Source organism: Metabacillus sp. 22489, assembly GCF_052044855.1.
GTDB classification, from domain to species: domain Bacteria; phylum Bacillota; class Bacilli; order Bacillales; family Bacillaceae; genus Metabacillus; species Metabacillus niabensis.
Genome location: NZ_JBQENT010000009.1, coordinates 27,005 through 52,242, shown reverse-complemented (window position 1 = coordinate 52,242; position 25,238 = coordinate 27,005). Strand labels below are relative to the sequence as shown.

Annotated in this window: 28 protein-coding genes and 1 riboswitch; of the genes, 23 read left to right on the top strand and 5 right to left on the bottom strand. The window is 31.9% G+C overall.

What is annotated here, in order from left to right; translation table 11 throughout:
* Positions 1 to 85: 85 nt before the first annotated feature.
* The 12 genes from ACTJJ9_RS07705 to ACTJJ9_RS07650 all read left to right on the top strand — a co-directional run bounded on the left by ACTJJ9_RS07705 (position 86) and on the right by ACTJJ9_RS07650 (position 11,174).
* The gene (locus ACTJJ9_RS07705) at positions 86 to 1,228 is read left to right on the top strand and encodes a THUMP domain-containing class I SAM-dependent RNA methyltransferase (protein ID WP_095302175.1); all 1,143 of its coding nucleotides are present in this window, start codon (positions 86 to 88) and stop codon (positions 1,226 to 1,228) included.
* 81 nt (positions 1,229 to 1,309) lie between these two features.
* Positions 1,310 to 1,495 carry a hypothetical protein gene (locus tag ACTJJ9_RS07700; RefSeq protein WP_095302174.1) on the top strand — a complete coding sequence of 62 codons (186 nt, stop codon included), beginning with the start codon at positions 1,310 to 1,312 and terminating at the stop codon, positions 1,493 to 1,495.
* A gap of 256 nt (positions 1,496 to 1,751) precedes the next feature.
* Positions 1,752 to 1,946 carry a hypothetical protein gene (locus ACTJJ9_RS07695; protein WP_095302173.1) on the top strand — a complete coding sequence of 65 codons (195 nt, stop codon included), beginning with the start codon at positions 1,752 to 1,754 and terminating at the stop codon, positions 1,944 to 1,946.
* 238 nt (positions 1,947 to 2,184) lie between these two features.
* Complete coding sequence (locus tag ACTJJ9_RS07690) at positions 2,185 to 4,107, top strand: ATP-dependent DNA helicase (protein WP_145581511.1); 1,923 nt, start codon at positions 2,185 to 2,187, stop codon at positions 4,105 to 4,107.
* 235 nt (positions 4,108 to 4,342) lie between these two features.
* Positions 4,343 to 5,851 carry a carboxypeptidase M32 gene (locus ACTJJ9_RS07685; RefSeq protein WP_145581510.1) on the top strand — a complete coding sequence of 503 codons (1,509 nt, stop codon included), beginning with the start codon at positions 4,343 to 4,345 and terminating at the stop codon, positions 5,849 to 5,851.
* A 101-nt stretch (positions 5,852 to 5,952) separates the two neighbouring features.
* Positions 5,953 to 6,054: riboswitch (purine riboswitch) on the top strand.
* A 235-nt stretch (positions 6,055 to 6,289) separates the two neighbouring features.
* Complete coding sequence (locus ACTJJ9_RS07680; RefSeq protein ID WP_095302171.1) at positions 6,290 to 6,883, top strand: xanthine phosphoribosyltransferase; 594 nt, start codon at positions 6,290 to 6,292, stop codon at positions 6,881 to 6,883.
* Positions 6,880 to 8,190 carry a nucleobase:cation symporter-2 family protein gene (locus tag ACTJJ9_RS07675; RefSeq protein WP_095302170.1) on the top strand — a complete coding sequence of 437 codons (1,311 nt, stop codon included), beginning with the start codon at positions 6,880 to 6,882 and terminating at the stop codon, positions 8,188 to 8,190. The genes ACTJJ9_RS07680 and ACTJJ9_RS07675 overlap by 4 nt, the downstream gene beginning before the upstream one ends.
* 708 nt (positions 8,191 to 8,898) lie before the next feature.
* Positions 8,899 to 9,063, top strand: a complete 165-nt coding sequence (locus ACTJJ9_RS07670) for a hypothetical protein (protein WP_186324176.1) — start codon at positions 8,899 to 8,901, stop codon at positions 9,061 to 9,063.
* Between the two features lie 393 nt (positions 9,064 to 9,456).
* The gene (locus ACTJJ9_RS07665) at positions 9,457 to 9,669 is read left to right on the top strand and encodes a hypothetical protein (RefSeq protein ID WP_095302168.1); all 213 of its coding nucleotides are present in this window, start codon (positions 9,457 to 9,459) and stop codon (positions 9,667 to 9,669) included.
* Positions 9,670 to 9,714: 45 nt separating this feature from the next.
* The gene (locus ACTJJ9_RS07660) at positions 9,715 to 9,891 is read left to right on the top strand and encodes a hypothetical protein (RefSeq protein ID WP_170944443.1); all 177 of its coding nucleotides are present in this window, start codon (positions 9,715 to 9,717) and stop codon (positions 9,889 to 9,891) included.
* A 197-nt stretch (positions 9,892 to 10,088) separates the two neighbouring features.
* The gene (locus ACTJJ9_RS07655) at positions 10,089 to 10,289 is read left to right on the top strand and encodes a cold-shock protein (protein ID WP_095302167.1); all 201 of its coding nucleotides are present in this window, start codon (positions 10,089 to 10,091) and stop codon (positions 10,287 to 10,289) included.
* A gap of 645 nt (positions 10,290 to 10,934) precedes the next feature.
* Positions 10,935 to 11,174 carry an HPr family phosphocarrier protein gene (locus ACTJJ9_RS07650; protein WP_095302166.1) on the top strand — a complete coding sequence of 80 codons (240 nt, stop codon included), beginning with the start codon at positions 10,935 to 10,937 and terminating at the stop codon, positions 11,172 to 11,174.
* A 309-nt stretch (positions 11,175 to 11,483) separates the two neighbouring features.
* Here the strand turns inward: ACTJJ9_RS07650 and ACTJJ9_RS07645 are convergent, their stop codons facing one another.
* Complete coding sequence (locus ACTJJ9_RS07645; RefSeq protein ID WP_095302165.1) at positions 11,484 to 11,930, bottom strand: SHOCT domain-containing protein; 447 nt, start codon at positions 11,928 to 11,930, stop codon at positions 11,484 to 11,486.
* Between the two features lie 273 nt (positions 11,931 to 12,203).
* Here ACTJJ9_RS07645 and ACTJJ9_RS07640 point away from each other — a divergent pair, with 273 nt between their 5' ends.
* Positions 12,204 to 12,434: a methionine aminopeptidase gene (locus tag ACTJJ9_RS07640; protein ID WP_095302164.1), complete on the top strand. Its 231-nt coding sequence runs from the start codon at positions 12,204 to 12,206 to the stop codon at positions 12,432 to 12,434.
* A 123-nt stretch (positions 12,435 to 12,557) separates the two neighbouring features.
* Positions 12,558 to 12,965, top strand: coding sequence for a VWA-like domain-containing protein (locus ACTJJ9_RS07635; protein WP_145582363.1), 408 nt, complete (start codon positions 12,558 to 12,560; stop codon positions 12,963 to 12,965).
* Positions 12,966 to 13,007: 42 nt separating this feature from the next.
* Here ACTJJ9_RS07635 and ACTJJ9_RS07630 read toward each other — a convergent pair whose 3' ends face one another.
* The gene (locus ACTJJ9_RS07630; RefSeq protein WP_255451913.1) at positions 13,008 to 13,454 is read right to left on the bottom strand and encodes a chemotaxis protein CheX; all 447 of its coding nucleotides are present in this window, start codon (positions 13,452 to 13,454) and stop codon (positions 13,008 to 13,010) included.
* A gap of 459 nt (positions 13,455 to 13,913) precedes the next feature.
* Between ACTJJ9_RS07630 and ACTJJ9_RS07625 the strand changes: the two genes are divergently transcribed.
* The 6 genes from ACTJJ9_RS07625 to ACTJJ9_RS07600 all read left to right on the top strand — a co-directional run bounded on the left by ACTJJ9_RS07625 (position 13,914) and on the right by ACTJJ9_RS07600 (position 22,056).
* Positions 13,914 to 15,053, top strand: coding sequence for a type III polyketide synthase (locus tag ACTJJ9_RS07625; RefSeq protein ID WP_255451912.1), 1,140 nt, complete (start codon positions 13,914 to 13,916; stop codon positions 15,051 to 15,053).
* Positions 15,050 to 15,607 (top strand): isoprenylcysteine carboxyl methyltransferase family protein, encoded by a 558-nt coding sequence (locus ACTJJ9_RS07620; protein ID WP_095301320.1) that lies wholly within the window; start codon positions 15,050 to 15,052, stop codon positions 15,605 to 15,607. The genes ACTJJ9_RS07625 and ACTJJ9_RS07620 overlap by 4 nt, the downstream gene beginning before the upstream one ends.
* A 715-nt stretch (positions 15,608 to 16,322) precedes the next feature.
* A complete protein-coding gene (locus ACTJJ9_RS07615) occupies positions 16,323 to 19,898 on the top strand; it encodes a dynamin family protein (RefSeq protein WP_440768582.1) in 3,576 nt (1,191 codons plus the stop codon).
* 330 nt (positions 19,899 to 20,228) lie between these two features.
* Positions 20,229 to 20,495, top strand: a complete 267-nt coding sequence (locus tag ACTJJ9_RS07610; RefSeq protein WP_145582360.1) for a YpbS family protein — start codon at positions 20,229 to 20,231, stop codon at positions 20,493 to 20,495.
* Positions 20,496 to 20,772: 277 nt separating this feature from the next.
* Entirely contained in the window at positions 20,773 to 20,910 is a 138-nt protein-coding gene (locus ACTJJ9_RS07605; RefSeq protein WP_095301316.1) for a hypothetical protein, read from the top strand.
* A 246-nt stretch (positions 20,911 to 21,156) separates the two neighbouring features.
* Entirely contained in the window at positions 21,157 to 22,056 is a 900-nt protein-coding gene (locus tag ACTJJ9_RS07600) for a 5'-3' exonuclease (RefSeq protein WP_095301315.1), read from the top strand.
* 9 nt (positions 22,057 to 22,065) lie between these two features.
* Here ACTJJ9_RS07600 and sspL read toward each other — a convergent pair whose 3' ends face one another.
* A complete protein-coding gene (sspL, locus tag ACTJJ9_RS07595; RefSeq protein ID WP_095301314.1) occupies positions 22,066 to 22,206 on the bottom strand; it encodes a small, acid-soluble spore protein L in 141 nt (46 codons plus the stop codon).
* Between the two features lie 126 nt (positions 22,207 to 22,332).
* On the opposite strand from sspL, the gene ACTJJ9_RS07590 reads away from it, so the two are divergent.
* Positions 22,333 to 22,608 (top strand): DUF6123 family protein, encoded by a 276-nt coding sequence (locus ACTJJ9_RS07590; protein WP_233452391.1) that lies wholly within the window; start codon positions 22,333 to 22,335, stop codon positions 22,606 to 22,608.
* A gap of 26 nt (positions 22,609 to 22,634) precedes the next feature.
* On the opposite strand, the gene ACTJJ9_RS07585 is transcribed toward ACTJJ9_RS07590, so the two are convergent.
* Complete coding sequence (locus tag ACTJJ9_RS07585) at positions 22,635 to 23,546, bottom strand: DMT family transporter (protein WP_145582359.1); 912 nt, start codon at positions 23,544 to 23,546, stop codon at positions 22,635 to 22,637.
* A 28-nt stretch (positions 23,547 to 23,574) separates the two neighbouring features.
* A complete protein-coding gene (locus tag ACTJJ9_RS07580; RefSeq protein WP_095301311.1) occupies positions 23,575 to 23,961 on the bottom strand; it encodes a reverse transcriptase-like protein in 387 nt (128 codons plus the stop codon).
* 350 nt (positions 23,962 to 24,311) lie between these two features.
* Between ACTJJ9_RS07580 and ACTJJ9_RS07575 the strand changes: the two genes are divergently transcribed.
* The gene (locus ACTJJ9_RS07575) at positions 24,312 to 24,989 is read left to right on the top strand and encodes a reverse transcriptase-like protein (protein ID WP_145582358.1); all 678 of its coding nucleotides are present in this window, start codon (positions 24,312 to 24,314) and stop codon (positions 24,987 to 24,989) included.
* Positions 24,982 to 25,161 carry a zinc-finger domain-containing protein gene (locus tag ACTJJ9_RS07570; protein ID WP_145582357.1) on the top strand — a complete coding sequence of 60 codons (180 nt, stop codon included), beginning with the start codon at positions 24,982 to 24,984 and terminating at the stop codon, positions 25,159 to 25,161. Before ACTJJ9_RS07575 ends, ACTJJ9_RS07570 begins: the two co-directional genes overlap by 8 nt.
* Positions 25,162 to 25,238: the final 77 nt, after the last annotated feature.

The following is a 25,238-nucleotide window of genomic DNA, read 5'->3' as shown; positions in this document are numbered from 1 at the left end:
GGGGCTGAAAACTTCAGCCTCTTTTTACTTATACATAAAATGTTGTTGGAATGTGTGAAGATAATTGAAAAAGGTATGGTGAATAATGAAAAAGCTATCATTAATTGCGACATCTGCGATGGGGTTAGAGGCAATTGTCGGTAAGGAAGTTAAGGATTTGGGATATGAATGTAAAATTGAAAATGGAAAAGTAACCTTTGAGGCTGATGAATTAGCGGTTTGTCGTGCAAATTTATGGCTAAGAACTGCAGATAGAATCAAAATTAAAATTGGTGAATTTAAAGCAAAAACGTTTGATGAGTTATTTGAAAAGACAAAAGCGTTAAACTGGGGCGATTTCCTCCCAGAAAACGCCGAATTCCCTGTAATCGGAAAATCTGTAAAGTCGACTTTAGCGAGTGTACCTGATTGTCAAGCGATCGTTAAAAAAGCAGTTGTAGAAAAGCTAAAGACACATTACAAAAAAACAGGCTGGTTTAGCGAAGATGGTCCACTTTATCGTATTGAAGTTGCTTTGTTAAAGGATATTGCAACTATTACTCTTGATGCTAGTGGTTCAGGTCTGCATAAGCGCGGTTTCAGAATCAATCAAGGTGGCGCACCGATTAAAGAAACGTTGGCAGCTGCACTTGTATTACTTACGAGATGGACACCTGATAGACCTTTTGTAGATCCGTTTTGTGGCTCAGGCACAATTCCGATTGAGGCTGCATTAATTGGTCAGAATATCGCACCTGGGTTTAATAGAGAATTTACTTCTGAGAAATGGGATTGGATTGGAAAAGATAAATGGGATTTAGCCAGACAAGAAGTTGAGGATAAGGCTAAATATGATCAGCCTTTAGATATTCAAGGGTCTGATATCGATCATCGAATGGTTCAAATAGCCGAAGCAAATGCAGAGGAAGCAGGGCTGCGAGAGCTAATTACTTTTAAACAAATGCAGGTAAGAGATTTTACAACTACTAAGGAATATGGTGTAATTGTCGGTAATCCTCCATATGGTGAGCGTCTAGGTGAAAAGAATGCGGTTGAACAAATGTATAAGGAAATGGGACAAGCATTTGCACCTTTAGATACATGGAGTATATATATGCTTACATCAAATGAAAATTTTGAACAATTTTATGGGAAACCTGCTACAAAGAAACGAAAATTATTTAATGGATTCATTAGAACAGACTATTATCAATACTGGTCATCGAAAAGACCTCCACGAAATCAGTAAGTTGATATCAAACGGATTGTTATTTCTGTTTGTTGATTATTAACTGGTGCTGATATAATGAATCAATAAGGGGGTGAACGTATGTCATCTATAATAGAGCAGCTTGGCCCAAAGTATTTTTCGTTAGATGCTGCACGAGTTGATGCCAGTCCAACAGAAGTTATCATTACGAATGATGAAGGAAATACATATTATATTGTTACACCAGATATTTTAACTGAGGAATTATTACAATTAGGATACAAAAAAGTTGCAGACGAAGAGTAAATTACTCTTCGTCTTTTTTTTTCATTGGAATAAGATTTGGAGTGGGACAGCCTATAATAAAAGTTTAAAATCCAACTTTTTTAGTGTAATGAAAGATACATTATCCTTTCTATGATGTTAATTTGAATAAACACTTTAAATTATGAAAAATCTATAAAGGTGACCTTTTGTGATTTTTTTTCGAACTTTTGAATATAATTACCAATATGAGGAATTTTTTTAGTTGGTAAAATTTTAACAAAGGAGGTAAATCGTATTGTTCGAAGACCAGCAATTTCAACTTATATCAAAAGCTATTAATTCGACACAAAAATCTCTTGAAGAACAAATTGGACTTGAATCGCCTGCTGTTCTTCAATTAAACCAAGCAAAAGAAGAATTAAAAAGAGCTTTAGCACATGCTTCATCAATTGATCATCAAATTATTATTGATACACTATTTGATAACTAATAAATGAACTTATAGAGTAGCCTAGGGCACTCTTTTTTTATATATACAATATTAACCGAGAAATCTTACAAACCTTTTATTGGAGATTATCAACAATAGCCTCAAAAATTGACTTTTTTTATCGTTCATATGATAATTAATTTTTATCTTCATTTATTATCTATGTAAAATAATAGAAGGACTAATAATTATATGGACGAATTATATTAATTAATTGGAAATATTGGAGGAACGATATATGGTAACGTCTCGTTTACCTTTTGCAATATCAAAAGAAGAGAGTTTTTATCAAGCATTAAACAATTGGATAGGTGATGTATTTTACGATATTCTCCCTGAAAAAGGTTTTGAGTTAAGAGATGAACAAATTTTTATGGCCTTTCAATTGGAAAGAGCCTATCAAGAAAAAAAGGTAATGTTTGCTGAAGCTGGGGTTGGTACAGGAAAAACAATTGTTTATTTACTTTATGCTTTAGCTTATGCAAGATATACAGGGAAGCCTGCAATTATTGCTTGTGCGGATGAGACATTAATTGAACAGCTAGTTAAGCAGGAAGGGGACATTGCTAAACTTTCACGTACATTAGATATTGATATGGATGTAAGGTTAAGTAAATCACATAGTCAATACTTATGTCTAAATAAACTTGATGATGTGCTCCAAAAAACAGGGGAAGATAAATATTTAGATGTTTATCAATCATTACCATCATTTGTTCATGAAAATGGTGGAATGCAGCAATTTACCCCATATGGTGATCGGAAACAATTTAGTGATTTATCAGATGACGAATGGGATAAAATTGGCTGGGATCCCTTTCAAGATTGTTTTACATGCTCAAAGCGACATCGTTGTGGATTAACACTATCTCGTGATCATTATCGTAAGGCAACAGACATCATTGTCTGTTCACATGATTATTTTATGGAACATGTTTGGACATATGATTCTAGAAAACGAGAAGGTCAAATGCCACTGCTACCTGAATATAGTTCAGTCGTTTTTGATGAAGGACATTTATTAGAATTTGCTGCTCAAAAAGCATTAACATATCGAGTGAAGCAAAGCTCTCTCCAATTATTTTTAGAACGATTATTGCAAAATGAAATACGTGAGGAGCTTGCCTATTTAGTTGAAGACGGTCTAGCGATTAACGATGTGTTTTTCGATGAATTGAAACAATATACAACAATCGTAGAAGGCTCAAATCGCTTAAAAATTAAGCAACATCCGGATTTACTTGCTTCTGCTATAAAACTGCAAAAAAAATTGTCAGAGATAAGTGAAGCTTTAGTTTTTGAAGGTGAATTATTTACTATAAATGAATATGAATTAAAAATTGTTGAAGAATACATTGATCAAATGGAGTATTCATTATCATTATTCAATAAAAAGAATACTGCAGTAAGCTGGGTTGAAGAAAAGGATAATGATTATAGTCTCGTAATCATGCCAAGAAAGGTTGAAGAAGTATTAAGAGAAAAAGTTTTTTCAATGAATAAACCGTTTATTTTCTCTTCTGCAACGCTATCAGAAGGAAAGTCGTTTGACTATATTGCAAATAGTTTAGGGATAAGTGATTACTTGTCACTTTCTGTAGATTCGCCATTTGATTATGAAGAGCAAATGAAGATTCAGCTAATTACGGAAGAAGATCGTATAAAGAAATTTTCAAAAGTCATTGATGAGCTTCATAAATCAGAAGGACGTGCCTTAATTTTATTTTCTACAGTAAATGAGCTGAAATGGTTTAAAGAACAAGTGAAGTCGGAGAATTTCAGTTATCCGATTCTTTTTGAAGGAGACAAGGAGATTAGTTCGCTTGTAAAAGAATTTCAGCAGCAAACAGAAACTGTCCTATGTGCGGTTCATTTATGGGAAGGGCTTGATATACCTGGTCCATCTTTGTCTAATGTTATTATATGGTCACTTCCTTATCCGCCAGATGATCCTGTATTTGAAGCAAAGAAAGCAGGAAAACAAGATCCATATCATGAGGTAGAGTTACCTTATATGGTGTTAAGATTAAGACAAGGGATTGGTAGATTAATCAGAACGAGTGAGGATAAAGGTACGATTACTATTTTCTTAACAGAAAAGGATCAAGATATTATAGAACAGATAGAAGCAGTTTTACCTGTAGAATCTATAAAAGGATAGTTTTATAACTATCCTTTTTACTTTATATGAATTCTCTTATAAGATAATAGTAAATAAAAATGCTATGTTAAGGCTTATTGTTGATTTCTTAGAACTTTGATTATTGTACATAAAACAACTCCCAAGGGGGGAGCCACAAGGGACTTCCCGCTGAAAGCAAACAGAACACCTTTAGCTGAAATTAACAAATAAGATTTACAGAGCAAGAAAATTTAAAGAAATGAGTGTGATGTAAATGGAACAGTTAGAGAAAGATTTTTTAGATTACATAAAAAAAATGCAAGCATATGATGAGGCTATTAACGTTATGTATTGGGATTTACGTACAGGTGCACCAAAGAAGGGAATTGAACAACGCTCAGAAGTAATCGGAATGCTTTCAACAGAAGCTTTTCAAATGCTTATTTCAGATAAAATGAATGAGTATTTAACGACTCTATCCCAAGCTGATTTATTTAAATCTATACAGCCACATACACAAAAGGCTATTGAACTACTAAAAGAAGAGTATAATAAGAAAAAAGTTATTCCCCCAAAGGAATATCAAGATTATGTCACTCTCTGTTCAAAGGCAGAATCTGTATGGGAAGAGGCAAAAGAGAAGGATGATTTTCAAAAGGTTGCTCCATACCTACAAAAACTTGTCGACTATAACAAAAAGTTGATTTCCTATTGGGGATATAAAGGAAATAAATATAATACATTATTAAATGAATATGAGCCTGGAATGACGGTGGAAGTACTAGATCGAGTTTTCGCTCAAGTCCGTGAAAAAATAGTTCCGCTCGTCAAACAGATTTCTGATGCTAGTCACAAGCCAAATACTGAATTTTTATCTTGCTTTTTCCCAAAAGAAAAACAAAGAAAGCTTAGTGAATATCTACTTCGAGAAATTGGGTATGACTTTTCAGCTGGGAGATTAGATGAAACAGTTCACCCATTTGAGATTACGTTAAATCGTGGGGATGTTAGAGTAACAACGAAGTATGATGAAAATGATTTTAGAACAGCGATTTTTGGAACGATTCATGAATGCGGTCATGCCATCTATGAACAAAATATCTCGAAAACATTAGAAGGTACTTTTTTATGTAGCGGGACTTCAATGGGAATTCATGAATCACAATCACTGTTTTATGAAAATTTTATCGGTCGTAACAAAGGCTTTTGGAAACGCTATTTTAATGCATTAAAAGATTTTTCGATTGAACAATTTAACGGTGTTGATTTACAGGAGTTTTATGAAGCAATTAATGAATCAAAACCATCTCTAATCCGAATTGAAGCAGATGAATTAACATATCCATTACATATTATGATTCGATATGAAATTGAAAAAGCACTCTTTAATGATGAGATTTCCGTCGAGGAATTACCGGTAATATGGAATGAAAAGTATCAAGAATATCTTGGCATAACACCACCAAATGATGCACAAGGTGTTTTACAGGATGTCCACTGGGCGGGAGGGAGCTTTGGCTATTTTCCTTCATATGCGTTAGGATATATGTACGCTGCACAATTTAAGCATGCGATGGAAAGGGAATATCCTGATTTAGATAAGCGTATCGAGGATGGAGATTTTTCAACTATTAAGGAATGGTTAACTAATAATATTCACCAGTATGGTAAAACTAAGAAGCCTTTAGAAATAGTTAAGGATGTAACTGGAGAAGGATTGAATGCACAATATTTAATCGATTATCTCGAGGAGAAATATCGAACAATTTATCAATTATTATGATAAAACATCAACAATCACGAATATTCAAATAATTCTATTAAATAAAGTTCGTATTTTTGTCGAAAAAGTATTTCCAAAACGGATGATTCTTGTTATAATTCATCTTAATTACATTAACCACTCATATAATCGTGGGAATATGGCCCACAAGTTTCTACCGAATAACCGTAAATTATTCGACTATGAGTGAGGTCAACGTTCGTTTAATTATGGAGAGAAGTTCCCATATAAAGGCGGCATTGCTTCACTTATAGTTGAAGCAATGCCGCCTTTTTTATGTGCTTCGTTGAATTGAGCGGAAATCAACAACCAATTTTACCAGAGTGTTAATTGGAAAAGAGCAACTCATCTAATATTTACGGTCCATATTAGTGGTTTCTATAATAAAAGATAATAAATTACGTGTTATCATCTGTAAAAATCGTTAGGGGGAAGATTATGAAACTACTTAGAGAAAAAATTCAAACTGAAGGTATAGTTCTTTCTGACGGAGTTTTAAAGGTTGATTCATTTTTAAATCACCAAATTGATCCGATACTAATGAAAGAAATAGGTATAGAATTTGCTAAGAGGTTTGAAAACGAAGGGATTACAAAAATTGTAACAATTGAATCCTCTGGTATTTCTCCAGCTGTTATGGCTGGTTTGGAGCTTGGAATTAAAGTGGTTTTTGCTAGAAAGAGAAAATCATTAACATTAACAAATCACTTGCTTACATCAAAAGTATACTCATTTACAAAACAAGAGGAAAATATGATTGCGATATCGTCTCAATACTTATCATCTACCGATCGTGTCCTTATTATTGATGATTTTCTGGCAAATGGTGAAGCAGCAAAAGGACTTATTGATTTAGTAAACCAATCTGGAGCATCTGTACAAGGAATTGGAATTGTCATAGAAAAATCATTCCAAAAAGGTGCAGCTGAATTAAAAAACTTAGGCTATCGAGTAGAATCTTTAGCAAGAATTCAATCACTAACAAAGGGAAAGGTAAGCTTTGTTGAAGATGCCCAGGAGGTAACAGTATGAATATTTTCAAGAATTTATCATTAGGAATTCAACATGTACTTGCAATGTATGCTGGTGCTATCGTAGTTCCACTTATTGTTGGAAGTGGTATAGGTTTATCAGGGCACCAATTAACATATTTAGTAGCAATCGACATTTTTATGTGTGGGGTAGCTACTTTTCTCCAAGTTTGGAAAAATCGTTTCTTTGGAATAGGTCTTCCGGTTGTTTTAGGTTGTACTTTTACTGCTGTAGGACCAATGATTGCAATCGGAAATGAATATGGTGTAACAAGTATTTATGGTGCTGTTTTAATTTCAGGAATTATCGTTATTCTTATTTCAAGCATTTTTGGAAAATTAGTTAAGTTTTTTCCTCCTGTTGTTACCGGTTCGGTTGTAACTATAATAGGAGTCACTTTAATTCCAGTTGCTATGAATAATATGGCAGGTGGTGAAGGGAGCGCGAATTTTGGCTCAATCGAAAACCTTATCTTGGCATTCACTGTACTCATAATTATTTTACTTCTTAATCGCTTTTTTACAGGGTTTGTTCGTTCTATTTCAATCTTGATTGGGATTATTATAGGAACAATTATTGCAAGCTTTATGGGATTAGTCGATTTACAGCCAGTAAGAGATGCTTCTTGGTTTAATATAGGAAAACCATTTTATTTCGGTACGCCAAGCTTTGAAATAACACCAATTATTACGATGACCATTGTTGCGATAGTAAGTATGGTCGAATCTTCAGGTGTATATTTTGCACTAGGAGATATTTGTAATAAAAAAATTGATGATAAAGATTTGGCAAGAGGATATCGTGCTGAAGGACTTGCGTATACATTAGGTGCGATATTTAATGCATTCCCATATACTACTTTTTCACAAAATGTTGGGCTTTTACAAATGACAGGTATTAAAACGAACAAAGTTATATATACTACAGCAATTATGTTAATCGGTCTAGGTTTAGTTCCAAAAATTGCAGCTCTTGCAACAGTTATACCGTCATCTGTACTTGGCGGAGCTATGATCGTAATGTTTGGTATGGTTATTGCATATGGAATGAAAATGCTTGGACAAATTGATTTTACATCACAGGAAAATCTAATTATTATTGCTTGTTCTGTTGGTTTAGGATTAGGAGTAACTGTTGTGCCTGGTATTTTTGCAGGATTACCTGAGTCTGTAAAGATACTAACAAATAGTGGAATCGTTATTGGAAGTGTGACGGCTATTTTGTTAAATATTATATTCCATATCATTCCATCTAAAAGGATAGTTGATCATACAGATGAAGTATTAGCAAATGAACAAGTATTATAATTAATGATTCCTTAAGTAATCATTTATATTATTGTGTAAAACGTTATCTACATCTTCATGTCTATAAGATATGAAATTGTAGGTGACGTTTTTTTTATGAAAGTAACCGTTACTCCTTTATTTCTAAAAAATTTTTAAGTGTTTGTCAAAATGAACATTTTTGAAAGTAATAACTGTCATTTTTTAAACTCTAAATAATCATTTAAACTCGAGAGTTATAAATAACCTTGGCTCTCATGTTTATAATCCATTCACCCTAAAAAGTATGGGGGGCGTAAAAGATTTAGATAGCATGATTAAGATGTTCTTTATAATGAAAATATTATTGGAGCGTAAGTAGAATTTAAGAGATTTGTAAGAGGAAATTGTTTTTATGAATAAGAGGTATTGTAAATATATATTTTTTCATTGGGAAATGGTTCCGTGAAATATACAACTTAGTGAGGTAAGGGTTAAATGGACAAACACTTCTCAGAAATGATTCAAACTGTTTTAAAAACTTTTAAACTCGAGGAAGCTGAATTAGCTGCTTTACTGGGTGTGCATGAAAAAACGATCAGAAGATGGATTAGAGGTTATAAAATGAACTATACTAGAAAATCAATGATTGTGTTCAAAATAAGACAACTAATTAGGGATAAAAGAATTAACTTAAGAAAACAGGTGACACATAAAATGAATAGAATTTAATAGAAAGGAGAATAGTTTATGTGTGGAAACGTAAAAACTTGGTATATGACTGAGGAAGAACGGCTTGCATATATTAAGAAACATCCTATCAAACCAACTGAAAAACCAAAGGGTGCCTCATTTTCGGATGTACAGTATGTGAGTACACATAGAAAACGACAGGAGTTAAGGAAAACAAATTAAACAGCACAAGGCTATTTCATTAAACCCTGTACTTAACCTTTTATTTATAAGGCTCTTTTCTAAAATATTGTTGGTTATTAAAGCCAAGCACTGTAAAGGTTGTTTGGAGCTGATTACGAGACTTCTGTTGGATGCGAGCAAGAGGTAAGACCAAAGCAAGTTTATACCTGAGTAGACTCACCACCCATCCGTAGGAAGGATGAGAACTGCACGAGGAATCAACCACTAACGTCTACACTTTAGCAACAAAGTTTACGAAAACAGCCATTTATAAAAAGGTGTATTGGTGTGTTCTATTTGTTCTTTTCGTCTTATTGTCATAAGAATACATATTGAAAATATTTCCTGTTTGAATTACTCTTTTTTTATAAAGGTGAGAAGAGAGTGATTCATATGAAGATAGAAATGATCTTAATTATTTTTGTTATTTTGTTTCTTGTTTTTGTCCTTGGAACTGCAGTATGGGGCTATCGTGATGCAATGAAACACCGCAAACACCCTGTGTTTTCTTTGTTTATAGGACTTATGCTGTTTAGTTTTCCGATTCTTGGCCTAATTATCTATTTATCTTTAAGAAAATACTATAAGAATATCGACGTTGAATAGTTCCCCCTTTTAATGTAAACAATAAGCAATATTAGGGGGGAAATCATGAAGAGGAATTTATTTTTATTAGTAGGTTTATTAAGTTGTGTTGTTTTGAATGGCTGTAAGAGTGAGAAGGAAAAGATTTTGGATAATCCAAATAAAGATATTTCGGATGAAGTCAAACAAAGTAAAGAGGAAAAGAATTATGATCCGAGTAACACTGTTACTGAAGATGAATAAGATTTGAAGTAATGGAACAATTTTTAATAAAAAGGTAAATTTATTTGCTTTTCAGATTCATTTCTGTTATTCTTAAGAAGAATTATTTTTGTTCGGTCTGTAAGGAAAGAATAAGTATTTAAACTTTTCGCCTTTGATATCTAATTGAGCAAGGATAGTAATACATTGTGGAATATTCCACACAGGAGGAAACAATTATGCAACAAGGTACTGTAAAATGGTTTAACGCAGAAAAAGGTTTCGGATTTATCGAAGTTGAAGGTGGAGACGATGTATTCGTACATTTCTCAGCTATCCAAGGCGAAGGATTTAAGTCTTTAGACGAAGGCCAAAAAGTAACATTTGATGTTGAACAAGGTCAACGTGGACCACAAGCAACAAATGTTGTAAAAGCGTAATTGCTTAAAGGGACTCATTTAGAGTCCTTTTTTTATTTGTACGAACCTATTTAACAATATGCGGCGCTTAATGACAAAGGATTGACATATTCTTTTTACATATATTCAAGCACTCTCTTTTTTGTAGGCTCTATTCTAAAAATTGTTGTTTTATATAGTTGATAGAGCTAAGGTACGAGAATCCTTGATGAGCGGGAAAGGTGAAAATTTAGCATGTATTTACGCTAAAGGTGGCTTATTGCTTACCCGCCTGAAAGTGACTACTGCTGGAGGAAGCCCATCAAAAGTTTAACTTATTAAAAAATAACAAAGTTAAGGAAAACAGCTCTTTTGGGTAATAACCTTTTTATTTTAGATTTTTTAGGATGATTTTATAACCTTGAAAAGCATAAAATACGCTTAATTAACATAGAAATGATTTATCTTTCTTTATTAGCGATAAGAACAAAAGTGAAGATAAGGGTTATATTGATTTGTATATGTAGCTATACTCTTGTTAAATTACTCTTTGCACAGTCCTGGTTTAATGAATCATTTTAGTTTGTTACGAATTGATTCTTTTCAATTGATTAAAAGTTTTCGCTGTCATCAATTCTTCAGTTAATAATAAGAAGAGCAATATACTTAAATTTAGGGGAAGAGAAAATGAGAGTGAAGGAGCTTGTTATATCGGAAAAAATAAATGTAAGAAAATTAATTGAGGTTGTAGAACTTGCAAACCAATTTGAATCTGAGATTTTTGTAGAAGGAGACAATTATAAAATTGATGCAAAAAGCTTGATGGGATTGTTAGCGACGATTAAACGTAATTCAGCAATTACTATTATCGCAAAGGGGATAGACGAGGAAGAAGCAATTAAGAAATTGATTTCCTTATTAAAATAATGGTTATTAGGAAGTTTTTTGATTTTGAAAAACAAGACTTTTATATGTTTACGTAAACTGTATTGCTTTTTATGAGTAATTATTATAGTTGACTTCCTCGAGCAGTGATCTCTATCCAAGAAGTGGGTGGTGAGCGACTTTTAGTGTGAACACCTGTTCAAGATTAACCAGTACTACACTTCTCTCAAGTGTTAAAAACAACAATATAATAGAAAAGGCCAATAAAAAAGAATGAAAGGTGATCACTCGCTTTGAAATAGCCTATGTAAATAGACGAAGCGAGTAATCTTTATTGAATCCTTTCATTCTTTATCCTTCTAAAATACGTTCTTTCTGTTCATTATATTCTTCATCTGATAAAATACCCAAATCAGCTAATTCTTTCAGCTTTTTCAGCTTTTCAAAATTATCAACCGCTGAATCTGCACGTTGTCCTTTAATGATTGAAATTTGCTTTTCAATTGATTCTTTTAATTCAATTGCAAGTTCTTTTTCACTTTTTGAAAATTCGATCGTATTAAGAGACTTTTCGCTTTTATTCTTGTTATTGCCACAATCTAATACAATTGTCCCGTTTGAAGCAATACCAGGTTGCTTAATTGAAACATCTATAATGTTCTTATATTGGTTTAACTTTACTTTATTAAATTTACCTAATAATCCGTGATGAATGATCTCAATACTACTTTGATACAAATAAATGGTTGTTTTACTTCCCTTTTTAAACGCAAATTCTTTAAACGCTAATTCAGCCATACAAAAATCCCCATTTCTTTAATCAAAATTCCTATATGTAAATATATATTGTTATTTTGAAATAAATTATACACTTGAAAAGTGACATAACCAACTATAAATCTACAATTTTGAAGTTTCTCTTTATTTTACATAATATTCGTATAAATGTTAAGGACTGATTTAAAAAAATCTAATAATCGATAAAAAGGTCTATAATTTAAGAAGTAAAGCATCTGCAGAAGAATATTATTTTACCTCTTGTGGCATATTAAGGAAAAAAGAGAGGTAACAATGAATATATTTTACGCGATATCAGAATGGAAACAGGGTAGAAATGATAAAAAGCTTCTTGAAATGAAGGAATTAGGAAAATGTCCTGACTGCAATGGTAGAGGTTATATTTTAACAATTTCTAGTTTGTATATACCAAGCTTTGAGTCAATTTTTGATTGCCCAGGTTGTAATGCGAGCGGACAGTATAAGGACTGGGAAAATGCTGCAAATGAAAACATAATTCATTAATCATTTTTAACATAATATCTGTAAAAAAATTATTTTAATTCATTAGCAAAAGTAATAGGATAATTTCAAACCTCATTGTGTACAATAGTTATTGCTGCAAAATCGGTGAGGGGAGCTGGAACAATGAAATGGCATAAACAGTTACTTTCAAAGTTACAGGAGCGTAGAAATAAAAAAATTGTCCTCGCAATCGATACTTCTACAACTCAAACAGGGACTTTATTAATTGAAAATATTGTGAAACTGTTTGGACAAGTTTGTCCGGAAACATTATTGGTACAAGCAGATTTTAAAATTAGAAGTATAACTTCAATAAAAAATACTGAAATTAGATACTTTACACATGGAAAATCATCATATACTGAGGTTCTTGAATGGGCAGAAAAAGAAGATGTTGACACAATTTTCTATATTACAGATGTTACTGGATTTTTTTATGAAGAATTAGCATTTGATAAAGAAATTTTTTGGTTAGTTCCTGATAAATTTATTCCAAAGGTTCCATTTGGAAAAGCAATTTGTGTGGCATAGAAAAAGATAAATCTAAAGCTGACAGTAATAATCTGCCAGCTTTTAAATGTTTATAAATAAAGAAATCATTAGGTTTTTCTCTTTCTCTTTTAATACGATTGGTATAGTAATTGGTTGTGAATACTGGTTTACATTCACATGTTTTAAAAACTTTGGTGTTGAAATATCGGTTGTTAGACCATAATTAGATAAAAGTGTTGCCAAATTACCGGTAAGCATATTTGCAAATTCTCCAATAAATGATTCGAGTAATTCTCCTGAAATAGGCATGCCAAACATCCCTTCGCCTATGTAACTATATACAGCTAGTTCTCCTTGTATTAATATCGCTCCATTACATTCACCTGATAGGTCGATTTGAACAGAATGTAACATGGCATCTATAGGAACTGTTTCAGTGAGGTCCTCTATTAAATAAGGGACTGTTAATATCATTTTAAGTGAAGCCATTGTTCCCGCTAATATGTGCTCTTTTACTTCATTATTCATAGTTGTCACTAGTTCCTCCAGCCTATTATTGTTACTTTATAATAGCATAAAACTGGATAAATGATGTATCTTTTTTTGTAAGTATGTCATAAATAACGGAAGATTCGTCATAATCTAATAATAAACTACAAACTATTTAAAAGAGAGAGAATACTAGTAAAAAATACCTATTAAATCGAGAGTAGATATTATCTGTTGTTACCAATATTTATAAAATGATACAACTTCTTAGTTACGATATAATGAAAGTGCACAACAACTCCTTCAAAACGTCAGCCTTTTCCTCATCGGAAAGGGCTTTTTTTATCGTATCATTAGTGTGTAAAAATTGTGATTTGATAGTGAATACATTAGTAAAATAGCCTATTGTAAGTAGAATGGAATTATCTGTATTTATTTCGGTTCATAATTTCTTTCATGACAGAATTATCTACATAATAATGGATAAAATGACATAGACTGGGTCATAGTAACCATAATAAATGTAGAGGTGAGGTTATGGCATATCTATTATCGATTGGTCGAGCAATTCCTTCTTATCAATATTATCAAGATGAGATAAAACAGTTTACAAGAGAATTATTTAAAGATTCGTTTAAGGATATCGATAGGCTACTTACAGTATTTAATAACGCCGAGATTAAAAAAAGACAATTTGTTCAGCCATTGGAATGGTATAAATCTAATTATACATTTGCTGAGAAAAATCAACTTTATATAGAAAAGGCAGTGGAATTAGGTGTAGAAGCAATTAATCAATGCTTAACAAATAAACAGCTTTTATTAAAATCACTCGATCTAAAAGATATAGATGCAATTTTTTTTATAAGTAGTACTGGAATATCGACACCAAGCATTGATGCAAAAATAATGAATCGATTACCATTCAAGGAATCAACAAAAAGGATCCCAATATGGGGATTAGGCTGTGCAGGTGGTGCTAGCGGTTTGGCAAGAGCCTATGAATATTGTAAAGCACATCCTCAATCTCTAGTTCTTGTTCTCACTGTAGAACTATGTAGTCTTACCTTTCAACCTAATGATAGAAGTAAAAGTAATTTAGTGGGAACTTCACTTTTTTCAGATGGAGTTGCATGTACATGTTTGGCAGGGGATAATGTTTCTATTTCAAAGTTATCTAGGACATCACTTATCCCAAAAATTAAAGGAACCACTTCTGCTTTTATGAAAGATTCAGAAGATGTGATGGGATGGACGATAAAAAATGAAGGGTTTTTTGTTGTTTTTTCAAGAGATATCCCTTCTATTATAAAAAATTGGTTGCGCCCTCAAGTAGTTCAAATGCTTGAACAATTTAATTTAAAGCTTCAAGACATTTCCCATTTTCTTGCACATCCAGGAGGAAAAAAGGTATTAGATGCATATAAAGATGGACTAAATTTTAATGAATATCAAATACAAGTTTCAAAAAAAATTCTCGAGAATTATGGAAATATGTCATCGGTTACAGTTATGTATGTTATTTTAGATTATTTAGAACAGAGAATTGGTAAAAGGGGTGAATATGGTGTTATTGCTGCGCTAGGTCCAGGTTTTTCTGCTGAATTACTTCTTGTTCAATGGGAGGATTTATTATGAGTGTTTTCGAAATTATGTTTAGTCTGTTAATACTTCAACGAGTGTCAGAACTAATCATTGCAAAACGAAACGAAAGGTGGATGATAAGCAGAGGAGCGACGATTCATGGAAAGAACCATTATCCGTTTATTGTTGTTCTTCACATATTATTTTTACTTTCCCTATGGTTTGAAGTAACGATGTTTAACAATGAGTTATCTAATATCTGGATAATACTTCTTCCATTAATCGTTTTTTCACAAATCATTCGCTACTGGGCAATATGTTCTTTAGGAAAGTATTGGAACACAAAAATTATTATTGTTCCAAATCAGGTAATCGAATCAAAAGGTCCTTATAAATTTATAAGACACCCAAATTACGTAGCTGTTGCACTTGAAATAGGTTTATTCCCATTATTATTTCATGCTTATACTACAGCTATCGTTTTCTCATTTTTGAACATGATAATGATGATGATAAGAATTCCAATAGAAGAAAAGGCTTTAAAGAATCAGACAAATTATCAAAAAAGCTTTGGGATCAAAGCTCGATTTCTCCCTAAACGTTTTTAATGTTTAGAAAAATGATATGAGTGAAATATCATGTTATATAAAGCAAAGAGACTTTTAGGGTTCCACTAATTGAGTTTCATTTTATCAGAAAAATTCGAAAAACAATATTGAAAATGATTATCATTGATGATAAGATGAATTTAATGAAAAACATTCTCAATTTTATAAGTGGAGGGTCTACTGCATATGACGATGTTATTTGTAGGGTGCACCGTTGTAGTATATAGTGTATTAGTAGGTTACATATTAAAAAATATTGATGCTCGAAAAGCATAATTTATCACTGCTCCTTAAATAGGGGGCATTTTTTTATAGAATTTAAAGATAACATAGAAGCTTGTCCTATCAGCACAGGAGCAATCATTTCGGTTGCTCTTTTTCTATTTTGTCTGTTATCTTAAACTTTGTTTTTTATTAAGTTACCGTTTTGGTTGATCTCCTCATACAGTACTTGCTTCTATTGAGGGTGGTGAGCACCTTTTAGTGTAAACACCTGATTAAACTATTCCACTTATCTGAGCAGGAGTCTCACATTTTCGCTACAAAATAGATAAATAGTGAATTAGAAGTAGAAAAGAGTCTAAATAATCGAAATTGAACTTCGTATTCAAGGAATTTAAATGTGTCCAATAAATGATAAGGATAGTAAAATTTAAAAAGATTCTGTAAAATAATAAGAAGAATTGAAATGAATGATAGATAAAGGGGATTATCAATGACAGCTGCTGTAAAAACAGATCAATATATGCAAATGTTAATAAGGCTTCACGAAGTAATACAAAAAGAGGATGATAAACGAAAAATCGTTGAATTAAATGAGAAACTTTATCACGACAAGCTATATATTGCATTCGCTGGTCACTTTTCTGCCGGAAAATCATCGATGATTAATAAATTATTAAATGAACAGGTATTGCCGACAAGTCCAATACCAACTAGTGCTAACCTTGTATTGTTAGAAAATGGTCAAAACGAGGTTACTCTGTATTCTAAACATAAAGAGGTAATAAAGCTAGCTACTGATTATTCAATTGAACAAATAAAGGATTTCTGTAAGCAAGGGGATGAAATTGAAAGAATTTCAATTCGAAAACCGTATAATCATTTAAGTGAAAATATTGTGATAATGGATACTCCTGGTATTGATTCAACAGATGTTGCCCATAAGCTTTCAACAGAATCAATGCTTCATATTGCTGATATTATTTTTTATGTGACAGATTATAATCATGTTCAATCTGAAGAGAATATCGCCTTTATCACTGAGATGAAGGAAAGAGATAAATTAGTTTTTCTTATTGTAAACCAAATTGATAAGCATAATGAAAATGAAGTGAAATTCTCAGCCTTTAAACAACAAATAATTGACACCTTTATTGAAACAGGGCTTCACGAAGATGATGTTTTCTTTACAACATTAAAAAATGACGACCATAAGGAAAATCAATTATCAGAAATTAAACAGATTATTCAGGCTATGGTACAGGATAAGGAAAAATATGTAGAGAAAAATGTTCGAAAATCTACAGATTATATTGTTCATGAACATCTTAGTAAATATAAGGAACAGCTACAATTAAATAATAACGGTAAAAATGATTTATTAGCTACATTAGAAAAGTATGTTATAAAAAGCGAAAAGCTGAAAGAAAAACTTAATCAGGAAGAAGCAGTTATTCTTGGAATTTCACAAGAAATGAATGATAAATTAAGTTCAATTTTACAAAGTGCAAATATCATTCCTTATGAAACAAGAGAAAAAGCAAAATTATTTCTTGAAGCACTTGAGCCTAATTTTAAAGTGGGAATTCTTTTTTCGAAAGCTAAAACTGAACAAGAACGTGAAAAAAGAATAAAGGACCTATTTGAAGCTTTAGTAAAGAATGTTGAAACTCAAATTACTTGGCATTTAACCCCACTATTTAAAGAATATATTCAAAAATATATGATTATTGATAATGAGACACTACAGAGGGTAGAAGCATTTTCGATCAAACTGACTAAGGAAATGATAAAAGATACAGTAAAAACAGGTGCTTCATTTAACAATCAGTATATCCTAACCTTTTCATCTGACATTAGCGAGCTTATAAAACGCGAAAGCAAAAGGGAAGCACAGGCTATTTTTGATTTGTTTTTAAAGGAAATCAGTACAAAAAATCAACTTGATTTGAATAAGTTGAAGGAAGAGTTGGGTGAGGTTGGTAACGAAATTACTCATATTGAAAATAAACTTAATAAATGGGAGCAATTCACTCAGTATGAGCAATTATTGGCAACGGCATTATCTGCACCTGTAAATACAACAATTAATATTGGGGAATGGCTTAGAGAAAATAATTTCTATAAACAAGTAAAAATAGAAAAACTTATTCAAAATAAAAAAATTGAGCATAAGGTAAAAGGTAGTGACAAGCAAGGGGAAGTAAAGTATCAGTCAAATTTAAATCATAAGGATAAATTTATAACAGAAACGGAACTTCTACTCTCTCGTCTTCAAACTATAAATGGCTTTAAACAAATTAGCGAATCGCTAAAAGGAAAAGTGGTAAATTATCGAAACCGTAAGTACACCGTTGCATTATTTGGGGCTTTTAGTGCAGGGAAATCTTCGTTTGCAAATGCATTGATTGGAGAACGTTTACTTCCTTCTTCCCCAACGCCAACAACAGCTACGATTAATAAAATTGCTCCTCCTACAAATGGAAAAGAACATGGGAAGGTTGAAGTTAAATTAAAATCGATTGAGAAGTTAATTGAAGAGGTTGTTGAGAGTATTCCACAACTAAAAAAAGAGAATAGTATTGAAGCAATCATCAGTCAATTAAAGCAAATGGAATCAAGTAATCATACTGAAGAAGAGGCGATTAGAAAGTATGTAAAGGCTTTAGCTGATTATGAAAACCTAGCAAAAAATGGATTGATTCAATCTTTAACAGTAGATAACTTCAAGGATTATGTAGCGAAGGAAGAAAAGGCATGTTTAGTTGAAGAAGTAATTGTTTATTATGATTGTCCAATAACAAAGGCAGGAATTACATTAGTAGATACTCCTGGAGCTGATTCACTTCATAAAAGGCATACGGATGTGGCGTTTCAATATATGAAGAATGCGGATGTGATTCTCTATGTAACATATTATAATCATCCTTTCTCGAAGGGAGATCGGGAATTTCTCCGCCAGTTAGGTCGAGTAAAGGACACTTTTACACTTGATAAAATGTTCTTTATTATTAATGCGATTGATTTAGCAAGGGACGAAGAAGAAGTTCGACTTGTTAAGGATTATATCTATGATCAACTTTTACAGCAAGAGCTAAGAAATGTACGTTTATATGGGGTATCTAGCATAAATGTTTTAAATAAAAAACATGAAAGAGATTATATCAAATTTAAAGACGAATTTGACTTTTTTATTAAACAAGAATTAACAAATACGACAATATTGTCAATTCATGAGGATTTAAAACGTGCTAATGAAAGATTAAGATCATTAATTGAAGTAGCTGAGAAGGATGAGGCTGAAAAGGAAAAAACTTTAGCTAAGCAGAAGGAAGAAAAAGAAAGAGTTCAACAAGCTTTAGCGTCATATAATGGCACCCATATTGAAAATAGTGTTAATAAAGAAATTGAAGAGATGTTATTCTATGTTAAACAACGAATATTTTTACGCTTTACAGATTATTTTAAGGAAGCATTTCATCCCGGTGCATTCACAAATAAGGGGGATACACAAGCGATTTTACTTTCATCTTTGCAGGAATTAACGAAAACTATTGAGTTTGAACTATTACAAGAACTTCAAGCAACATCACTTAGAATAGAAAAATTCATTTTTGATGCCCTGAAGCAAGAAGAAAAACGGCTTTTTAATTTAATAAAAGGTTTGACAAAGTCAATTACTTTAACTACTCAACAAGAAGTAAAAATTAACACACCAACATTAAAAGTTGAATATGCACAGTCATGGGGAACATCGTTGAAACCATCATTAAAACTATTTAAAAATGCAAAATCATTTTTTGAGAAAAATGAAAAGCAAAAAATGAATGATGATTTGCAAAATCGACTTCAGGATCCTTTTCAGCTAGCGTTAAATGATTATCAAGAACAATTTATCGTCTATTATAAAAATGTTGTAGAAAAACAATTGGAACAACTTCTAAAGTCAATTGATAACCAAGTGGACGAAGGCTATAATGCATTATTTGCGATTGATTCTGTGGATATTGAACAACTAAAATTGCAGGAAAATCAAATAAAAAATGTCATAACAATTCTATCTTCATGAATTTTTTATGATACAATCAATTCACGTGATTTTTTTACAAATATAATTGGGTGCTTTAATTCCTAATAAACAATCAATTACTTTGAAATGATTTTTAAGATAGTATGTGAAAAAGAAATCAGCATGAAAAAATGAAATGGGGAGAGAAGATGAAGAAAGACGCGTATCATGTTTGTGCGACATGTATTCATTTTCGAGCCTTTCGAAGTAATAGCAAGATGAAATACATTTGCAACAGATTATTGTACGAAACGAAACCTTCCTATTCCTTTTCATGCTGGGAACCGAAGGAACACGTTAAAAAGTTAATGAAAAAAAGAGGTGGTCATAATGAGTAATGTGCATGAAGCAATTTCTCAGCACAGTAAAAAGCAGCATCAGCATATTCAATCATTTTTAAAATTAGAGGCAAAACGTGAGGCGTATATTGAAGAAGCGATTCAATTATGTTTAAATTCTCTTCCCTTTGAGGTGAATAAAATAAATCAAGTAACGACGGAAATAAATCATTTAGCTTCAAAAGGAATTGTACCTACAAGAAAGTTAGTAACAAAGGAAATGGTTCAGGAATTTGTAAGACGTAAATATGGAAAATAAATGGATCTAACAATTCCTAATTCAATTTAGGAGTGAACGTTACTTGAGAGGGGAAAGATAAAACAAGGTTGAATATCTAATTTGACCTTGCAGATTTATCGTTGATTTGGAACGGAAACATGAGACTCTTGCTAGATAAGCGTCTCAAAAGGATAACCCACAGTCGCTTAGATTATAGGAGCTCCCGGACCGCTCGCGGAAAGCGAATATCTGTAGCGGAAATCAACAACAATGTTTAACATAGCAAAACAAAAAAATCAAAAGGTGTGATTTCTTAGTGGGACGTGTCAAACTTGGAAATGCAAACGCTCAACGTAACAATAATAAAAAGAAGAAAAATGGTTTTAATACAGAGTTTGAATCCTATGCTCAGCATGAAGCGATGAAAATGAGCAATCAAAAAAAAGAAGACTAATGACGTACAATCCACTATCGTTTGTAATTATAAACGGTAGTGGATTTTTTTGTTGTATGTATGTTTTCTCATTAGAGCAGAGTATGTTAAACTCTAGCAATAACGCTTTACGATATAAGATGTGAAATACGAGACACGTCATTCTGATTTTTAAAAAATGAAAAGAATGGTTGGATTGAAATTCCACCTAATTATATGATGAGATATGATATGATACTAGTAGAGTTAGTTGAGAGAGGAGAAAAAATGCTTAAAGAAGACAATCATTTATTAATCGTAGACGGAATGGCTCTACTTTTCCGCTCATTTTTTGCAACATCTGTTTATGGAAACTTTATGGTAAACAGTAAAGGGATACCAACAAATGCAGTGAACGGCCTATTAAAGCATCTTATAGCTGCAATTGAATATGTAAAACCAAGCCATGTCGTTTGCTGTTGGGATATGGGGAGCAAAACATACCGCAACAATATTTTTTCAAATTATAAAGCAAATCGACCTGAAGCACCAATAGAATTACAACCACAATTTGATTTAGCAAAAGAAGTTGTTAAAGCTTTGGATATTCCGAACATTGGTCTAGAAGGCTATGAAGCGGATGATTGTATTGGAACTCTTACTAAAACATTTGAGGCTGATATGAGAATTACCATCCTAACAGGTGATAGAGATATTCTTCAACTATTAAATGACCAAGTAAATGTTCTCATATTTCAAAAAGGGATTGGCAATTATAAACACTACACAAAGCAATTATTCCAACAGGAATTTGAAATTGAGCCAGAAATGCTTATTGATGTAAAAGCTTTAATGGGAGATTCAAGTGATAATTACCCAGGAGTAAAAGGGATAGGGGAAAAAACAGCCTATAAGCTTGTTTCAAAATATAAATCAATTTCATCGCTATTAGACAATATAGACGAATTAACAAAGGGACAAAGAACTAAAATTGAAAATGATTTAGAAATGCTTCATCTTTCAAAACAACTTGCTGAAATTAATTGTCAAGCTCCGATAGAATGTAACCTAGAAAATGCTCAATTAACAATTAACGAAGAGAAAGCATTTTCGATGATTGAAGATCACGAATTAAAAGGGATTCAAAATCTCTTGAAGAATATAACAAGTGTAAGAGAGGCAATTTAATGCCTCTTTTTACTTTGTATTTTTTTTCTTTGCAGCATTTTCTAATTTACTTTTTGGTTCAGTTGAAAACTCAACATCGTCACCATGTCCTTGAGGGTTGACTCCATGAGCGACCTTCCCACGGTTATTCCCCTTGTTTTTACTACTCATCTCTAACACCTCCATTATAATTATTTCCCCTTTTTAGTTAATACATCCTAGGTAAAAAATGATAGAATCTACCGACATTTTTCGATATGATAAGAATATATCCTTATTATGATAGGTGGAACAAGGTTGAGTAAAACGTTTAAATCTTTTACAGAGTATATTGATTATTTATCGTCAAAAGGTTTTTCATTTGGAATCGAGGAGTTTGGGTTTATCGAATTTGGTAAAAACTATACAGGATCAACGGATCAAGTAGTCATTATCGCTTTAGAATTGACATTAAAAATTCAACGTGAATTTGATGGCGCATTTTTTATATCATTGTTAGAAAAGTTTAAGCAAGAAAACATCGCAAATAAAAAACAAGCAAAAAAACATCTTGAGGAGTTAAATATCATTTAAAAAACCTCTGGAGAACCAGAGGTATCTTACATACTAGGTTTATGTTTTATTAAAAATCCCTTGATTTTTTTAAAATCAGGTAGGTCTGTTACAATCATAGCAAGAAAAATAAATATACATCCAATTAACCCATTTTGAGTTAATCGTTCATCGATCACGACATACGCAGTTATTGCTGCAAAGACGGGTTCCATTGCAAATATTAATGCTACTCTAGCAGCTGAAGTATGTTTCTGAAAAGTTGTCTGGATAAAAAAAGCTAGAGCTGTCGCAAATATAGAAGTAATAGTTAATGCAATGATAACCTCCTTATTAAAAATATTTGTGAAAGAAAATTGTGTGCTTCTTTCGAAAAGAAAAGAACTTATAAAGCTGAAAATCGATACTGTTCCTAATTGAGCAATTGTTAATGGTAATGTTTTATGTTTCCCTGAATACTTACTAGTTAAAATAATATGTAAAGCGAATGCGACTGCACATAATAAAGTGAGGACATCACCGATATTCATATTTTCAATATCACCGACAGTAAGAAAATAAAGACCAGCTGCTCCTATAATGGAACCGAGGAAAATCACAAATTTTGGCTTTTCCCGTAAAAGCCAAATTGAAAGCAATGGCACGATCATCACACTAAGACCAGTAATAAAGCTTGATTTTGATGATGTTGTGTATAATAATCCAACCGTTTGCAGTCCATACCCTAAAAATAAAAAGAATCCTAAAGATATTCCCGATTTTAGAAGTTGAAAAGAAAAAAGTGTGTGAGATTTTTTCCTCATAAAAATCATTAATATTAGTGTTGCAATGAAAAACCGAATACCATTAAATAAATTTGGTGGTAGGAGTTGTATTGCATTTTGGACAATGACAAATGTCGCACCCCAAATAAACGCCACGAATAATAAGCTGCTATCTGCTACAATTGTTTTTTTCAATGATGTCACGTCTTTCTATTTTTAGTATCTATTGATGTAAAATAGCTTTTCTCGCAAGTTGATCAGCTACTTTATTTTCACTACTAGGAACCCATTTAAGAAAAAATAACTCAAATTGTGTTGACAGTTTTATTACTTCCTCTAATAATGGGGCATATGCCTTATTTTTTACAAATTGTTTTTCAAATGCTTGGTTAACAAGTTGTGAATCTGTTCGAAAAGAAACAATTTTAAATTTTTTTTGGAGACATATTTCTAATCCTTTAATTAAAGCGTGAAATTCTGCTTCATGATTAGTCATAATTCCAAGTGGTAAAGAATACTGTTCATTATTGCCGTTTCCTTTAATAAAAACGCCAGCACCGGATTTTCCAGGATCGCCCGCACTAGCTCCATCTATATACACTTCAATCATGCAACAATACCTCTCCTTAGTTTTTAATGTTTAATTTAAATGAAATCGATGGTAAAATAAAAAAATGCTTAAAATATAAAGAGAAATGCTAAGGGAAATCGAATATGATTATAACATATTGATAACATTAGATAATAGAAAGAATAGCTCTTTGCTTTCTTAAATTTTGTATCTTTTTATTAAGTTACCGTTTTGTTAAGCACCTTAACAATAACTTGTCACACTCATCTATGTAGGAATCACGCAATTCGCTACAATAAATTGGTGCCAAAAACAACAATCTTTTAGAAATTGCTTAAAATAAAGAAATAGCTGTCTGATAATTTGATTTTACTCTAGGAGTGACGTAATTGAATTATAAAATAGAGTGGACTTACGAAACGAAAAGAAAGCATCGCACTAACCTCTATACAGATTATCTTTCATTAAATGAAGCAATCACTTTTGCTGATGATTTTGTTCAAACTGGCAGGGCAAAAGAGTTATCAATTTTTTCGGAGGATGGCGGAAGCTGGACTTTAAAAGAATTAAAAAAATTTAGAGATATCGTGAAGGATGAACCTCATGATGTCATAGCCTATTTTGATGGAGGATATCAAAAGGATACGAGAATTGCTGGTTTTGGTGTAGTTATTTATTATACACAAAGTGGAAACCAATATCGTATCCGAATGAATGAAAGGGTAGAAGGGCTTACATCAAATAATGAGGCAGAATATGCAGCATGTCTTTTTTTAGTTAATCTCCTCGAAGAGAATGAAATGATAAAGCAAAAAGTGACAATAAAAGGTGATTCTCAAGTAGTTCTTAATCAGCTTGCAGGTGAATGGCCATGCTATGAAGCGGAATTTACAACATGGCTGGATAAAATAGAAAATAAATTGAAAGAATGTCAAATTACACCTAAATATGAGCCAGTTTCTAGAAAAGAAAATAATGAGGCTGATAAACTTGCGACACAGGCAATAAATGGTGTAGAGATAAGAAGCAAAATGAAATTAAATGGAGAAGCTGATGAAAATGAATAAAAGACAAACATTACAAGAAATTAGTGAAATTTTAGATACTTATTGTGTAGATTGTTTATTAAAAAAGCATTTTAGAGAAGAATATGGAAAAAATTATGCCCATTCCTTTTGTATTAATAAATGTACTGTAGGTCAAAAAATTAAAAAGGTTGGGGAAAAATTAAGCAATTAAATAAGAAAAAATGACGTAAAGGGTCTGAATTCTCATTTAGGATAAATAGATAGATACTAGTAGTTAATAGTAACTAA